The following is a 15,951-nucleotide window of genomic DNA, read 5'->3' as shown; positions in this document are numbered from 1 at the left end:
GATTCTCACCTGATTGGTGGCCGTCGTGATCGGGGTGTGTTTTCTCACGCGGCTCCGACTTTCTGGTTCGGGCTTGGATGGGAGAACAGATGCAGGTCAGGTCAGGTCTGGTGCGAGGCGGGATCGCGGCTGCCGCCGCGGCCGTCGCGCTGATGGCGGCCGCTCAGGGCGCCACCGCGGACACCGGCACGAAGGCTGAAGACGGCGCGGCTCGTGGGCGTCTCGTCCCGGGCGCGTTCACCAACGGCTTCGGTGTCAACCTGAACGAGAACGGCAAGGACCACTACTACGACACGGTCCTGTTCGGTCTCAAGCTCTCCGACGGCAGCACGCTGAAGCTGTACTGCGTCGAGATCGAGACGAACATCGACGAGCAGCAGGACATGCTCGAGACGCCGTGGGACAAGTACCCGAACCCGGACTCGCCGTTCAACAAGAACAACGCGAAGATCAACTGGGTCCTGCACCACGGCTTCCCGACCGAGGACCTCAAGGGCATCGAGGCCGAGCTGCAGGGCGTCACGCTGCACGATGGCCTCTCGCAGGCCGAGGCCATCGCCGCCACGCAGGCCGCCGTCTGGCACTTCAGCGACGGCAAGGAGATCGACCGCGACAAGCCGGTGCAGTTCGGCAACGCGGACAACGGCGCCGACGTGCTCGCGCTGTACGACTACCTGACCGGCAGCGACAACGTCGGCATCGGCCAGCAGCCGAAGCCGTCGCTGAGCATCACCCCGGCCTCGGCCAAGGGCGAAGCCGGTACCAAGATCGGCCCGTTCACCATCGCCACCACCGGTGACATCACCGACCTCACCACGCAGCTGCCCGACGGCGTCAAGCTCGCCGACGCCGACGGCAAGGCCGTGACGGAGGGCGAGGTCAAGGACGGCACCAAGCTGTACCTCGACGTTCCCAAGGACGCCAAGGCCGGCACCGCCGAGCTGGCGCTCAAGGCCGTCGGCCACCTCGACACCGGCCGCCTCTTCGTGGGCGAGAACTACGCCAAGCACCCGGCGCAGTCGCTGATCGTCGCGGAGTCGCAGAAGACCACGGTCGACACCTCGGCCACCGCCACCTGGACCGAAGCCGGCGTCACCCCGCCGACCACCCCGGCGGCGCCCGCCACCACCCCGGCCGCCCCGGCCGGCGGCTCGGCACCCCTGGCGAACACCGGCGTGGACGCCTCGCTGCCCATCGGCATCGGCGCGGCCCTCGTCCTGGCCGGCGGCGCGATGCTGGTGCTGGTGCGCCGTCGTCGTAGCAACGCCTGATTGTTTTAGCTGAACGAAGAAGCGGGGCTGGTCCATTGTGGACCGGCCCCGCTTTCTTGTGGTCAGGGGATTTTCAACCGACGATCACTTCGGTGATCACACCCTCGTTCGCCACCAGGCGCACGCGGTTGTGCAGCATCGCCGCGTCGCGGGCGTGGGCGCTCGGCTGCTGGATGAGGAAACCGTGGCGGCTCAGCTCGATCACGGCCTTGCGGATCGGCATCCCGACGACGTCGGTCGGGCGAAAGTTCGGATCTCGCGGTGGTCCGCCGTCGCGGATGCCCTTGTGGCCCATGGGACCACGGTACTCAGAGCCGGTCCGCGTCCACGATCGCTTGGGTGAAGTCCGCAGGGGCTTCCTGGGGGACGTTGTGGCCGATGCCGGGCAGGACGCGGTGGTCGTACTTGCCCGTGAACTGGCCGCGGTACCCCGAGCCGTCGGCGGCGGTGCCGTCGAAGTCGCTGGCGACGGTGATGGTGGGCAGGGCGATCTTGGGGCTTTGCTGGAGCTGGGCTTCGAGCCGGTCGTACTGCGGTTCGCCGTGGGCGAGGCCCAGGCGCCAGCGGTAGTTGTGGACCACGATGGCCACGTGGTCCGGGTTGGTGAACGACTGGGCGGTGCGCTGGTAGGTCGCGTCGTCGAAGTGCCACTTCGGGGAGACGGTCTGCCAGATGAGCTTGTTGAACTCGTCGGTGTTGCGCGTGTAGCCGAGCACGCCACGTTCGGTCGAGAAGTAGTACTGGTACCACCAGCCGAGCTCGGCGGCGGGCGGCAGCGGGTCGCGCTGCGTCTTCAGATTGGTGATGAGGTACCCGCTCACGAGCACCAGCGCCTTGCATCGTTGCGGCCACAGCGCGGCCACCGCGCCGGCCGTGCGCGAGCCCCAGTCGAAGCCGCCGATCACGGCCTTCGGGATCTTCAGCGCGTCCATCAGCGCGATGACGTCGGCGGCGACGGCGGACTGCTGGGCGTTGCGGAACGTCGAACCCGAGCGGAACGTCGTGGTCCCGTAGCCGCGCAGGTACGGCACGATCACGCGGTAGCCCTGAGCCGCCAGCGCGGGCGCGACGTCGACGTAGCTGTGGATGTCGTACGGCCACCCGTGCAGCAGGAGCACCACCGGTCCGTTCGCGGGGCCGGCCTCCGCGTAGCCGATGTTCAGCACGCCGGCCCGCACCTGCTTGAGCGGCCCGAAGGACGTGTGCCCAGCCGCCGCCGCAGCCGGAGACGCGACGCCGGCGACCGATGCCGTTGCCACGCCGGCGGCGAGTACCTGCGAAAACTGTCTCCTGCTGATCATCCGAAAACACTCCTGAGCTCGAAACCTTTTTCCGCGTTGTGACGGTAGGCAGTGGCGGGGTGGCTTCGCGCCCGTCAGGTGACGCCGTGGGTGTACGTCATCCCTCGCGGCGTAGCGCGGCACCCAGCTCGCCGCGGGCGCTGATGCCGAGCTTCGGGAAGATCCGGTGCAGGTGCGTGCTCACGGTCCGGTGCGACAGGTACAGCCGCTGTCCGATCTCCCGGTTCGTGAGCCCCTCCGCGGCCAGCTGCGCGATGTTCAGCTCATGCGCCGTGAGGTCACCGAGCGCGTCCGGCTCGCGGTCCGGCGTCACCTCGCCCGCGGCGCGCAGCTCGCGAGCGGCCCGATCGCTGGACGCCGTGACGCCCAGTGCGTCGAACGTCTCCCGCGCCGCCCGCAGCACCGGCCGCGACTCCGCCGCCCGGCGACGTCGGCGCAGCCACTCGCCGAACGCGAGCTGCAGCCGTCCGCGTTCGAGCGGCCAGCCCGTGAGATCGGCCTGCAACGCGACGCGGAACAGCTCCTCCGCGTCCTCGTCGGAGGCGAGCACGGCGCGGGCATACCGCAGGCCGTGGTGCAGCGCGGGGGACGTCGTCGGGGCCTGTTCGAGCTCGGTGATCAGGCCGCGCACCACGTCGGCGCGATCGCAGTGGACGGCCGCCTCCGCCAGCTCGGCGACCACGTAACAGCGCAGCGCCAGCTGGTACGCGGGGTCTGCGGGATCGAAGACGCGCAACAACGCGGCCACGGCGTCCGCGTGCCGGCCCGCGCCGAGGGCGGCCAGACCGCGGGCGAGCTGCACCGTGGCCAGCACCGGCCGCGCGCCCGCCGCGAGGCCCACACGTTCGGCCTCCGCGGCGAGTTTCTCGGCCAGCTCGTGGTCCCCGCGTAACGCCGCGATCTCCGCCTGCACCGCCCTGGCCAGGCCGACCATGTACGGCTGGCGCGTCTCGTGCGCCAGCCGGCCGGCTTCTTCCGCGGCGGGCAACGCGGCCGCCAGATCGCCGAGCCGGGCGTGGCTCCAGGCCTGCACGGCCAGTGCGCGGCTCAGCAACCCGAGCCGGCCTTCGGCGCGGAGACCCGGTTGCGCGGCCAGGGAGAACCGGGCCGCGAGGTCGAACGCGCCCACCTGCAGCGCGGCGCTGCCGAGGAACCGGATCACGGTCGGGTCGGTGGTTCGGTCCGCCAGCTCACGCAACGCGGCCACCACCTCCGCCCCGCGCGTCAACGGCGTCACGTACGCCGCGATCGCCACCATCCGCGGGTCGGCCGGGTCGACGGGCAGCTCGTCGGCGATCGCGGTGATGCGTTCGCGCGCCAGTGCGCCGGGTTCGATCCAGAAGCAGCGCATGGCGGTGCTCCAGAAGATCCGCATGGCCAGGTCGAGATCACCGTCCCGGGCGACGGTGCCCGCCAGCGTCGCCAGCTCCGACGCGCCGGCGGCACCTTCGCGGACGCCGTCGTCGAACCCGGTCGGCAGCCACGTGACCAGGGCTCGTTGGCGCGGGGTGAGGTGCATTGTGGACGCTGCTGCCAGCAGCCGGTCGACCACGTCACGTCGGCCGGATTCGACGGCGAGGTCGGCGGCCTGGAGCATCCGATCGGCCCGGCGCAGGTCGGTCTCGCTGAGGCGCGCGGCTTCTTCCAGCGCCGCGATCGCCGCCGCGACGCCGCCCCGGCGTCGAGCGTCACCCGCGGCTGCTTCCAGTTCGGCCGCGACGGTTTCGTCGGTCCCGGTGGTCGCCGCCGCCCGGTGCCACGCCCGCCGTCCGGGCTCGGTCAACGTCGCGGCCAACGCGTGGTGCGCGGCGCGACGAGCGGCGGGTGTCGCCGACCGGACGATGGCGGCTCGGGTCATCGCGTGCCGGAACGTCACGGTCGTCGCGTCCACCTCGACGAGCCCCGCGGCCGGCCCGAGCGCGTCCGTGCCGGTGGCCTTGAGGGTTTCGGCCAGCGAGGTGCTGTCGTTGAGCGCCGCGACGAGGAGGTTCGTGCGCGTCGCTTCCGGCAGCTCGGCCACGCGGGCGGCGAAAGCGTGGTCCAGCGGGCCGGTGCGGGCGGCGGGCAGTTCGGTGAGCGCGAGGGGGTTGCCGGCGGCGTCTTGCAGAATCCGCTTGCGGGCTTCCGAGGCGAGATCCGGGGCGACGTGGTCGAGGAGCTCCTCGGCGTCCTCCGGCGGCAAGGGGCGCAGCGTGAGGGAAGGGAGGTCGTCGAGGCGGGTGGGTTCGTCGTCGCGGGCCGTTGCGATCAGGACGACGGGCTCGGACTCGACGCGGCGGGCCAGGAAAGCGAGCACGTCCTGGGTTGCACGGTCGAGCCAGTGGACGTCTTCCAGCAACAGGACCAGCGGCGTGGTGGCGGCTGTCTCGCTGAGGAGGTTGAGCACGGCGAGGCCGACGAGATAGGTCTGCGGCGCCGGGCCGTCGACGAGGCCGAGCGCGGTGCGCAGAGCCGTGCGCTGGGTGGCCGGGAGGGCGGTGGTGGTGTCACGGAGGGGGTAGAGGAGCTGGTTGAGGCCGGCGTAGGGGAGGTGCTGCTCGGGCTCCGCGCCCGTTGCGGTCAGGATCGTCGTGCGCGACGGGCCGAGCTGCCGGCGGACGGTGGCGACGAGAGCGGACTTGCCGACGCCCGGTTCGCCCCGCACCAGCAACGCGCCGCCGCGCTCGCCGACGCCGTCGACCAGCTCCGCCAGGCGTTTCTGCTCCAGCTCCCGTCCGAACAGGACCAAACTCCTTCCCTCGGCCACGCTAGGGCAACGGCTCGTCGCGGGCGGTGATCCACAGGCAGTACCACTCTTCGTGGGTGAGGGCCGGTTCGCGGTTCACGGCGTCGCCGCACGCACGGATGCGTTCGGGCCGGGTGCTCCCGAGTACCGGGGCGATCCGCGCCGGGTGGCGCATCAGCCACCAGAGGACGATGGTTTCCGGCGTGGTGTCGTGGTGGGCGGCGAGTTCCTTCACCAGCTGGGCGGTGGCCTCTTCGATCGGGGTCGCCTGGCGTCCCGTGTAGACACCCTGAGCCAGCGAACCCCAGGACTGGAGCTGAATCCCGTGCTCCACGCAGTATTCGAGGGTGCCGTGGGGAAAGCCGTTGGCGGCGGCCGTCGAGGTGTTCACCAGCACACCCGACTCGACCCAGTCCCGGCGCGCGAGGCTCATCTCCAGCTGGTTGGCCACCAACGGAAAGTCCATACGCGACTGCAACGCGGCGATCTGGGCGGCGCTCATGTTCGACACGCCGAAGTGCCGGACCAGCCCGTCCTCACGCAGGCGGTGCAACGCCTCCGCGACCTCGCCGAGGTCGGCCAGCGGGTCGGGCCGGTGCAGCAGCAGCACGTCGACGTACTCGGTGCGCAGCCGTTCGAGGCTCTGCGCGAGGCGGGCCACGATGCTCGCGCCGCGCAGGTCGTAGAAGCCGCCGTCGAGCCGGATCCCGCACTTGGTCTGGAGCACGATCCGCTCCCGCAGGCCCGGCGTGCGCGCGAGCACCTCGCCGAACACGGCCTCCGCCTTGCCGTGGCGGTAGATGTCCGCGTGGTCGAAGGCGGTCACGCCGATGTCGAGCGAGGCGGTGATTGCCGCCTCGGCGGCATCGACGTCGGCGGGCGCGTACGGTGCCGGGTCCCAGCTGCCGCCGAGACCCATGCAGCCGTACCACGCCGGGGGCGCGGGGGCGGTGATCGTGTCCACCCGCGCGAGTGTAATCAGCGAAGGAAGCGGAACGCCGCCCGAAGTTCTTTCGAGAACAGCTCCGGCTGCTCCCACGCGGCGAAATGGCCGCCGTTGTCGACCTGGTTGTAGTAGCGCAGGTCGTGGTAGGCGCGCTCGGCCCAGCTGCGCGGCGCGCGGTAGAGCTCGCCGGGGAACACGGTCACGGCGGCGGGGATCGAGACGTCGACGGCGTTGAAGTTGTTCGCGTTGTTCTCCCAGTACAGCTGCGAGGACGACACGGCCGTGTTGGTGACCCAGTAGAGGGTGATGTCGTCGAGCATCTCGTCGCGCGTGAGCACCTTCTCGGGCACGCCGCCGCTATACGTCCACGCCGCGAATTTGTCGTACATCCACGCCGCGAGGCCCGCGGGCGAGTCGGCCAGCCCGAAGCCGACGGTCTCCGGGCGGGTCACCATCATCGCCGAGTAGCCGGAGCCGCGCGTGTAGAGGGCGTTGAGCGAGTCGAACGCCGCACGCTCCTCAGTGGACAGACCCGCCGGCGCGGGACCACCGTCGGTGAGGATCTTCGCGATCTCCGGCGGCACGGTCGCGGGCATGTTCACGTGGATGCCTCGTAGGCCGGAGGGTCGCTGCGCCGCCATCACGTCCGACACGACCGAACCCCAGTCGCCGCCCTGCGAGACGTACTCGTTGTAGCCCAGGCGTTTCATGAGCACGTCCCAAGCCCGCGCGATGCGCGCCGGGCCCCAGCCGGTGGCGGTGGGCTTGCCGGAGAAGCCGTAGCCGGGCATCGAGGGGATGACGACGTGGAACGCGTCGGCCGCGCTGCCGCCGTGGCGCGTCGGGTCGGTCAGCGGGCCGATCACCTTGAGCATTTCGAGGACCGACCCCGGCCAGCCGTGCGTGATGACGATCGGCAGCGCGTTCTCGTGCTTCGAGCGGATGTGCAGGAAGTGGATGTCGAGGCCGTCGATCTCCGTGGTGAACTGCGGGAGGGAATTGAGCTTCGCCTCGACCTTGCGCCAGTCGTAACGGGTGGTCCAGTACTTCACGAGGTCCTGGACGCGTTGGAGCTGCAGGCCCTGCGAATCGTCGGGGACGGTCTCTTTCGTCGGCCACCGCGTGGCGCGCAGCCGGTTGCGCAGGTCGGTGAGGTCGCGCTGTGGCACGTCGATGCGGAAGCGGCGGATGGCGCTGGGCCCGGCCGTGGTGTTCGCGGCCGTTGCGGCGTTCGCGGTCCCGGCCAGCAGCGTCGACGCACTGGCCGCAACGGCAAGCGCCCCCGCCGACGTGGCGAGGAACCTCCGCCGGGAATGCTCGGACGTGTTCTCGGACATCACTGTTTCTCCTCAAGGGGAAAGAATGCGGACCGGACGGCCGTTTCCGACGCTAGCCGTTCTTGATCATCGCGGCCAGCGCCCGCATCCTGCCTCGAAAAGATGGCGATTTCCGTTGCTTTTCTGGCGTTATTCGTGGGTGGGTATTACGGAGTTCTTGCGCTGTCGGCGCCTCGAAACCCGTCGCCACGTGCGGATAGGCCGATCTTCGAGGTCGAGAAGGACGGCGCCGATCGAACGCGCTCGGCCACATTGGACGCCGCGGGCGCGGTCCGGATCCCGCCCGGAAGGCCTTACCCGGCGCCAAGTTTCCCCGACGCCGGGCAAGGGACCTCAGATCAACCCGAGCTGCGCCAGATCCGCCGCGTACTTCCGGATCAGCTCCACGGTCACGTGCGGGATGTCCTTGTCCGCGCCGATGCCGGCGTCCTGCACCGCCGAGCGGAAGCGGTCGGTCGGGATGCCGGCCCCGTCGACGGGGGAGGCCGGGGCGGAGAACGCGTGCAGCAGCGGCAGGAGGGAGTGCTGCTTCTGCTTCTCCGGCAACCCGCGGATGGCCGTCTCGAAGCGGGCGAACCACTCGGCGTAGTCGTCGATGCGCTTGATCGGATAGCCGACCGACACGAGCCAGCCGACGTAGGTGTCGAGGGAGACGCCGTCCTCGTGGGGGTTGAGGACGTTGTAGGTGCGGTAGCCCTCGGTTGCCTGGGTGCCGAGGGTGGTGATGGCCTCGGCGGTGAAGTCGGCGGGCAGGCCGTCGTAGTGGGCGGGGGCGGCCGAACTGTAAAACGACCCGGGCGCGATGCCCGTGACGATGAGGCTGAGCAGCAGTCGCGTGAACATGTCCGGGACGTTGAGCTGGCCGGAGTAGCGGCTGTGCGCCAGGATCATGTCGGAGCGGAACGTGGCGACGGGCAGGCCGAAGGCGTCGTTGGCCTCGCGCAGCAGGACCTCGCCGGCCCACTTGCTGGTGGCGTAGCCGTTGGCGTAACCGTCGTCGAGCACGCGCACGGGGCTCGTCACCCGGATGTCGGACACCTCGTCGGCCGATGACGCCTGGTCGGCGATCACGGCCACTGTGGACAGATAGGTGATCGGTTTCATCCGCGAGGTCAACGCCATCCGGATCAGCTCCGCGGTGCCCACCACGTTGGGGCCGAACAGCTGGTCGTAGGGCAGCACGTGGTTGACCAGCGCGGCCGGGTGCACGATGAGGTCGACGGTGTCGGCCAGCCGCCGCCAGGTTGCCTCGTCGAGGCCGAGGTCCGGCTCGCCGATGTCGCCCGCGAGCACCTCCAGGTGGTCGGCGGCCAGGTCGCGGAAGTGGCGCAGCAGCTTGGCGTCGCCGCTGTCGAACGCGTCCTCGAGCCGCCGGTGCGCGGCCTCGGCGGAGCTGCCGCGGACGAGGCAGATGAGCCGGCCGCCCGATTCGGCCAGCCGTTCCAGCCATTCCAGGCAGAGGAACCGGCCGAGGTAACCGTTGGCGCCGGTCAGCAGCACGGTGCCGATGGTGGCCGTGGGGCGCGCCAGCGTTGAGGCGCCGTCCAGGGTGGCGGCGTCGAGGAACTTGTCGAGCGTGAGCGCTTCGGCGCGAGCCTCGGTGCTGCCCGCGCCGTGGACCTTGGCGAAGGTGGGCCGCTTGGCGCCCGACTCGCGCGCGTCCTCGATGTACGACGCTAGCTTGCGCAGGTCGGTCGCCGGGCTGATGACCACGCCGACCGGCACCTCGACGTCGAAGATCTCCCGCAGCAGGTTGGAGAACGTGAGCGCCGACAGCGAGTCGCCACCCAGCTCGACAAAGTGCGCCTCGGGGCTCAATTCGCTCGAAGACGCGCCGAGCAGTGCCTGTGCCGCCCGCACGACCGTGTCGAACACCGGCTGCGAACGCCCGACCTGCCGCAGTTCGCGCAGCTCGCTCGACTCGCGCTCGGCGATCTCACGGTAGAGCTGGTCGAGCCGCTCGCTGTAGTGCTCCTTGAGTTTCGGCCTCGACAGCTTGCGGATTCCTGTGAGCAGCCCGTTTTCGGGGCTGAACGGCTGGGTCTCCACGAGGAAGTCGCGCGGGATCTCGTACGAGTTGAGGTCGGACTCCTTCGCGATGCTCTGCAGCGATTCGCTCAGCTGCGCCTTGAGCTTTTCACCGTCGCCAAACGCTTCGAGCGCCTCCGGCGTCGGCACGATCACCGCGAGCAAGTACGCGCGTTCACTGCTGCCGTACAGATAGATCTGCCCGATCGCCGGTGCGGCCGCGAACTCGGCCTCCAGCCGCGAGACGGCCACGAACTCGCCCTGCGACAGCTTCAGCACGTTCTTGCGCCGGTCGAGGTAGAACAGCGTGTCCGGCGCGGTCTCGACCATGATGTCGCCGGTCCGGTAGTAGCCGTCCTCGTCGAACACCTCGGCCGTGGCGTCGGGGCGCTTGTAGTAGCCCGGCACCAAACTGGTCGCTTTGACCAGCAGCTCTCCGCGCGGGTGCGGGGAATCCGTGGAGAAGTAGCCGAGCTCCGGGACGTCGTCGAGCTTGTAGTCGAGCACCGGCGGGCGGGTCGGCTTGTGGTCGAACAGCACGATGCCGGCCTCGGTGGATCCGTAACCGTCGTGCAGCTCGAGACCGAACACCGACTCGATGAAGGCCCGCATCTCGCCCGACAGGGGCGCGGAACCGGAGCCGGCCCAGACCATCCGCCCGCCCAGGAAGCTCGTGCGCAGGTCGAGCTTGACCTCGGCTTCCAGCTCGGCTGAGTAACCGGCGCCGAGCGCGCGACGGTCGAGCTCGCTCTGGTAGTGGTGGAAGATCATGTCGCAGATCCGCGGCACCATCACGATCTCGGTGGGGCGCGTCAGCGAGATGTCCTCGAACAAGGTGGACAGGTCGCTCTTCGCGGCGAAGTGGACGGTACCGCCGTCGGCCAGGGTGGAGACGAGCATGGCGCGGCCCATCACGTGGCTCAGCGGCATGAAGTTGAGGTCCACCAAGGGGAACGGGGGCCGTTCGGGGAAGAACTCGTGCCACAGGTTCGCGATGAGCCGGTCGGTGTACATCGCGCCCTTGGGCGTGCCGGTGCTGCCGGAGGTGTAGATGAGCAGCGACAGGCGGTCCGGGTCCGCGCCGGACATCGGCGCGGGCGCCGCGGTGGCGCCGCGTTCGAGCACCGCGCTCAGCGGCTCGACGACGATCGGGCTGTCGGCCGAGGCGAGCCGCGCCTCGGCGGCCTCGAACTTCTCGCGCTCGGCGTCGACCTCGGGGTGGTAGTCGAACACCACCAGGCGTCGCACGGTCGTGCTGTCGAGCACGAGGTCCACGGCGGTCCCGAGGCTGTCCACATTGGACGCGAGCAGCTTCGGCGCGGTCTCGGTGACGATCGGCTTGAGCGTGCCCGCCGTCGCGCCCGCCTGCAGCGGCACGGACACCACGCCGGCGCGGACGCAGGCGAGGTCGATGATCGCGTACTCGGTGCTCGTGAAGCCGAGCGTGGCCACGAAATCACCGGCCGCCACGGAAGCTTCGGCGTGGTGGGTCCACTCGCCCGCGATGGCGCACGCGCGCTGCCACGCTTCGCGGTAGGTCACCGTGTCGAACCGCGGCAGCAGCCGGCGCGTGGTGCGGCCCGTCGCCGGGTCGGTCACCGCCTCCGTGGCCCGTTCGGCGAAGGCGGCGCGGTCGGCGTACCCCGTCATCACCGTTTCGATCAGCTCCACCAACGACAACCCCGGTCGTCGGATCGCCTCGGCGATGCCGGCGTCGGGGGCGGCGTCCCGCAGCTGCGGCTCAGCTGCCAGCAGCTGCTCGACGCGGTGCTCGGTACTGGTGATCTCGGTCGGCGGGGTCGCCAATGCTCAGCCCTCCCTGGGTCGGCGTTCGTCCAGCGGGAGGCGCCGTCGGCTCCTTTTGGGCTAGTTGTTTGCGTCCCCTAAGTTTACTGATCGTGGTCGGCCGAACACCTGCTCGTGTTTGTGATCATGAACGCGTTGTGCCGGCTTGATCACGCCTGGTAGGGAAACGGTCAGTGGGCAACAGGGGTCCGATTCACTGAAACGGACGAACTGCGCAAATCGGATCAGGAGGGACTTCCGTTGCGCAGGAAGAAGTACGCGTAGCGCTCGTCCAAGTCGTTCTTCGGGACCAGGTGGACGGCGAGCGGCTGCAGGCCGCAGCGGGTGGCGGTCTGCCAGAACGCGTCGATGCCGTACGTGGTCATTCCGGCCAGCCCGTTGCGGTAGGCGCGGCGACGGGGTCCGGTGCGCCACGAACCGGGGTCGTACTTGATCTGGATCATCGCCAGGCCGTCGGGAGTCAGCAGCTGCCGGGCGATGCGCAGCAGCCGTTCGCCGTACTCCGGGGTGGGGATGAGCTCGAAGACGTAGCAGGAGAAGAAGACGTCGACCAACCCGCCGACGGCGTCGAGTGCTTCTTCCGGTTTCGCGACGTCGATCGCGACCGGCAGGAACGGCGTGTCACACGCGGCTTTCACTTGGCGTTCGCATTCGTGCAACGTTTCCGCCGCGATGTCGATGCCGATGAATTCTTCCGCGCGCGGAGCGAAGTGGATCGCATTCGCGCCACCACCGCAGCCCCATTCCAGAACGCGGTGCCACGGGCCGGTGAAGCTCGCCATCCGGGCGCCCGCGTCGAACAGGTCGAGGTGCTCGCGGCCGAGGCGCGACCACAGGTCGCTGCCCTGGAACACGGACGCGTCGCGCCAATGTGCGTTGGCCTGCCAGCGATCCCCGCTCGGCCGGCGCCAGTACGTCTGCGAATCGGCGGAGATCCGGGATTCCGGCTGACGGGCGCCGACGGTCGCGAGTACACGCTGCGCGAGCTCTTCGGCACTCGCGGCCACCCTTTTCGCGTTGGCCACGGAAACGTGGTTCAGCAGGTTCCGGAAGTTGGCCGGTTTCTGTCTTTCGGACATGGCGGGAAACCCTTTTCGCCGTCGTTTCGGTTCACTCGCTCAGTCCGAAACCGCGGAGTGAGCGTTACCGAAGCGCACGAAGTAAAAGCGAATTCGCAGAATGCCCAAAAACGATTTATCGGGATGAAAAGGACTCAGTTCACGCAGGGGACGCCGTCGCCGGTGATCGGCGGCGGGGTCTGCGCGGGCGCGGGGCTCACATACGCCGCCGGGTGCACCTGCGGCGCGCCGCCGGTGCTCGACGAGCCGCTGGAGTCCTCGTAGTCCTTGCCCAGGAACACGCGGAAGTGGTCGTTGTCCAGCGAGGTGTCGGGGCTCACGGCGATCCCGCCGAGCGTCTTCGCGATCTGTGTCGCCTCGGTCTTCTGGCTGTGGCCGTAGAAGACGATCGACATCTTGCGCGTGGTCGCGTTGGCCACCGTGCCCTTGGTGTACCCGGCGGCGGCGAGCTTGTCGGCCACGCTCGCGGCCAGGCCGCTGGTGTCCGACGCGTTGCGCACGTCCACGGTGTACTGGCTCAGGCTCGAGTCGCCCGGCGAGGCGGGTGCGTTCGACGAGGCCGCCGGCGTGCCCAGCTGCTGGTGCACGAACTGCTGCACCTGGTCGGGATCCACCTCCACCGCGTCGCCGTCCGACGGCGTCTTGAGCGAGATGTTCACGACCGGCACGGTGACGAACTTGAGCGCGCCCGCGCTCATCCCGTGCAGCTGCTGCGCGAAGCCGACGATGTCCCAGCCGGAGTCGACCACCACGGCCTTCTTCACGGCCGTGATCAGGTTGTCCAGCTTGCCCGGGTCGGCGAGCGTGCCGGCCGACAGGATCGTCTTGGCCATGCTCGCCATGAACACCTGCTGGCGTTTGATGCGGTCGAGGTCGCCGTTGGGCAGCCCGTGGCGCTGGCGCACGAACTGCAGCGCCTTCGCCCCGCCGACGCTCTGAGGGCCCGCCGCGAAGTTCGCGCCCGAGTACGAGTCGTGCACGGCCTTGCTCAGGCACACCGGCACGCCGCCGACGGCCTCGCTCAGGTAGTAGAAGCCGGCGAGGTTCACCGCCGCGTAGTGCGTGATCGTGAGCCCGGTGAACTGCTGCACGGTGTCGATCGCCGTCTTGGCGCCGGCCTGCGCGGAGTCCGTCTCCAGCTGGTTGCCGGACACACCCTGCGCGACCAGCTTGTTCTTCTCCGCGACGAGCCCGTAGGTATACGCGGAGTTGATTTTGTGCTTGCCGTAGTCGCCGGCGATCTTCACGTAGGAGTCGCGCGGGATGGAGATCGCGGTCGCCTGGCCGCCACCCGCGGGGATGTGGATGACGATCATGGTGTCGGTCGTGTCGCCACCGTCGTCCGCGCCGCCCGCGTGCAGCTGCGAGAGCACGTCGGCGGGCAGCGGATTGCCCTGCGCGTCGGTGCGCGTGTCGAGGCCGACCATGAGGATGTTCTGCTCGCCCAGCGGCGGCTGGTCGGTGCCGGTGATCACATCGGCCCTGGTCAGGCCGTCGGTGAGTGACTGCAGGGTCGACCACGCGTAACCGGTGCCGCCCAGCACGAGCAGGGACACGACCACGAGCACGACTTGGGCCGCGCGCAGCGGACCGGAGGCCTTGGTGCGACGCATCAGGGCTCCTTTTCTGCAGTTTCTCCGGCATCCCGGGGCCCGACGCCGTCCGGTGCTCGAAATGCCAACGGTAGCGGCCCCGTTTCCGGCCTCGGCCGGGGGGCGTTTTCGATGTCGTAACGGGAGTGGACAAGACCGGACAAAGGTCTGTGCCGGTGATTATTCGCGGTTCGCTCGCGGGGCCGGCGCAGAGTGTTCACGCGGGCACGTGAAATCGCCGCCGCGAGGACACGGGGTCTCCTCGCGACGGCGATCCGTCCGGTGGGGTGCCGCTCAGCGGAGCAGCTGGGCCTTGACGTCCGTCTTCAGCACTTTGCCCACCTTCGACCGCGGGAGGTCGGGCCAGATCCGGACGACCTTGGGAGTTTTGACGCTGCCCAGGAGCTCCTTCACGACGGCGCGGAGCTCGTCCTCGGACACCGACCGTCCTCTGTGGAGCTGGACGACCGCGGTGACCTGTTCGCCCCACTTCTCGTGCGGCAGCCCGACCACGGCGCAGTCCTGCACGGCCGGGTGTGTCATCAGGGCCTGTTCGACTTCGGCGGAGTACACGTTGAAACCGCCCGTGATGATCATGTCCTTGGCGCGGTCGACGATGTGGAGGTACCCCTCGTCGTCGAGGTAGCCGATGTCGCCGGTGTGGTGCCAGCCGTAGCGGCTGACGTCCTCGGTCGCGGCAGGGTTTTTGTAGTAGCCCGGCATCACGAGCGGCCCGCGCACCACGATCTCGCCGCGCGCGCCGGACGGCAGCAGGGACCCGTTGTCGGACATGATGGCCACGCGCGTGAGCGGTGTGGGCCTGCCCGCGGACGTGAAGCGTTCGCGGGCGAGGGATCCGTCGGCGTGGAAGTGCTCGGCCGGCGCCATCGTCGAGATCATCATCGGTGCTTCGCTCTGGCCGAAGAGCTGGCCCAGCACCGGGCCGATGCGCGTGATCGCCTCTTCGAGCCGCGCCGCCGACATCGGAGCGGCCCCGTACCACAGGCATTCCATCGAGCTGAAGTCCGTTGTGGACAGATCGGGGTGGTCCAGGAGGAGGTAGATCAGCGTCGGCGGCAGGAACGTGTGCGTGATGCGGTGCCGGTGCACCAGAGCCAGGAACTCGCCCAGGTCCGGCTTCGGCATCACGACGATCTCGCCGCCCAGCGTCAGCACCGGGAAACACAGCACACCGGCCGCGTGCGTCAGCGGCGCCAGCGCGAGATACCGTGGCCGCGGCGAGAACGGGTAGCTCATGAGCGTGAGCGCCGACATCGTCTCGACGTTGTGCCCGGTCAGCACCACGCCCTTCGGCCGGCCGGTGGTGCCGCCCGTGCCGACGAGCATGGCCACGTCGTCGGGCGGCACCACATCGAACGGTGACGATTCGAGCCCGTCGAGCCACTCCGTCAACGACACCGCGCCCGTCAACGACACCGCGCCCGGCATCGAACCGTCCAGGCACACCACCGTTTTCACCGCCGGGAGGTCCGGCAGGATGCGGGAGACGAGCGATGCGAACGAAGACTGCACCAGCAAGCACGTGCAGTCGAACAGGTCGAGCAGCTCCCTGTTCTCCGCCGCCTCGTTGCGCGGGTTGACCGGGCACCAGACCGCCCCTGCGCGGCTGATGCCGAAGACGCAGCCGAACGAAACCGGGTCGTTCCCCGAGAGGATCGCGACCTTGTCGCCCGGCCGCACGCCCGAGCGCGCCAGCGCCCGCGCGACCCGCCAGGACAGCTCCTGGACCTCGCCGTAGCTCAGTGAGGCCGTCTCTTGTGCCGGGTCGCCGTAGGTCAAGCACGGCGCCGAAGCGCCCAGCGAGGCGCCCTTGTCGAGGTAGTCGATCAACCGCACCGCTCGTCT

Annotated in this window: 10 protein-coding genes; 1 reads left to right on the top strand and 9 read right to left on the bottom strand. The window is 69.5% G+C overall.

Features of this window, described 5'->3' with window-relative positions:
- Positions 1–89 precede the first annotated feature (89 nt).
- Complete coding sequence (locus K1T34_RS11135; RefSeq protein WP_220244196.1) at positions 90–1,271, top strand: thioester domain-containing protein; 1,182 nt, start codon at positions 90–92, stop codon at positions 1,269–1,271.
- Positions 1,272–1,344: 73 nt separating this feature from the next.
- On the opposite strand, the gene K1T34_RS11130 is transcribed toward K1T34_RS11135, so the two are convergent.
- From K1T34_RS11130 to K1T34_RS11090, 9 genes are all read right to left on the bottom strand, one after another.
- Positions 1,345–1,566, bottom strand: coding sequence for a hypothetical protein (locus tag K1T34_RS11130; protein ID WP_220244195.1), 222 nt, complete (start codon positions 1,564–1,566; stop codon positions 1,345–1,347).
- Between the two features lie 13 nt (positions 1,567–1,579).
- Positions 1,580–2,572 (bottom strand): alpha/beta fold hydrolase, encoded by a 993-nt coding sequence (locus K1T34_RS11125; RefSeq protein WP_220244194.1) that lies wholly within the window; start codon positions 2,570–2,572, stop codon positions 1,580–1,582.
- 97 nt (positions 2,573–2,669) lie between these two features.
- Positions 2,670–5,300, bottom strand: coding sequence for an AAA family ATPase (locus K1T34_RS11120; protein ID WP_220244193.1), 2,631 nt, complete (start codon positions 5,298–5,300; stop codon positions 2,670–2,672).
- A 19-nt stretch (positions 5,301–5,319) separates the two neighbouring features.
- On the bottom strand, positions 5,320–6,261 hold the full coding sequence (locus K1T34_RS11115; RefSeq protein ID WP_255638447.1) for an aldo/keto reductase family oxidoreductase: 942 nt from the start codon (positions 6,259–6,261) through the stop codon (positions 5,320–5,322).
- 14 nt (positions 6,262–6,275) lie between these two features.
- Entirely contained in the window at positions 6,276–7,580 is a 1,305-nt protein-coding gene (locus K1T34_RS11110; RefSeq protein WP_220244192.1) for an epoxide hydrolase family protein, read from the bottom strand.
- A gap of 333 nt (positions 7,581–7,913) precedes the next feature.
- Positions 7,914–11,414 carry a carboxylic acid reductase gene (car, locus tag K1T34_RS54440; protein WP_304504313.1) on the bottom strand — a complete coding sequence of 1,167 codons (3,501 nt, stop codon included), beginning with the start codon at positions 11,412–11,414 and terminating at the stop codon, positions 7,914–7,916.
- A 224-nt stretch (positions 11,415–11,638) separates the two neighbouring features.
- On the bottom strand, positions 11,639–12,493 hold the full coding sequence (locus K1T34_RS11100) for a bifunctional 2-polyprenyl-6-hydroxyphenol methylase/3-demethylubiquinol 3-O-methyltransferase UbiG (RefSeq protein ID WP_220244191.1): 855 nt from the start codon (positions 12,491–12,493) through the stop codon (positions 11,639–11,641).
- A 134-nt stretch (positions 12,494–12,627) separates the two neighbouring features.
- The gene (locus K1T34_RS11095; protein WP_220244190.1) at positions 12,628–14,106 is read right to left on the bottom strand and encodes an LCP family protein; all 1,479 of its coding nucleotides are present in this window, start codon (positions 14,104–14,106) and stop codon (positions 12,628–12,630) included.
- A gap of 273 nt (positions 14,107–14,379) precedes the next feature.
- Complete coding sequence (locus tag K1T34_RS11090) at positions 14,380–15,942, bottom strand: AMP-binding protein (RefSeq protein ID WP_220244189.1); 1,563 nt, start codon at positions 15,940–15,942, stop codon at positions 14,380–14,382.
- Between the last annotated feature and the right edge of the window lie 9 nt (positions 15,943–15,951).

Origin of the sequence: Amycolatopsis sp. DSM 110486 (assembly GCF_019468465.1) — a bacterium.
Classification (GTDB): Bacteria; Actinomycetota; Actinomycetes; order Mycobacteriales; family Pseudonocardiaceae; genus Amycolatopsis.
The sequence above is the reverse complement of the archived record's forward strand: the minus strand, read 5'-3'. Positions and strand labels throughout refer to the sequence as shown.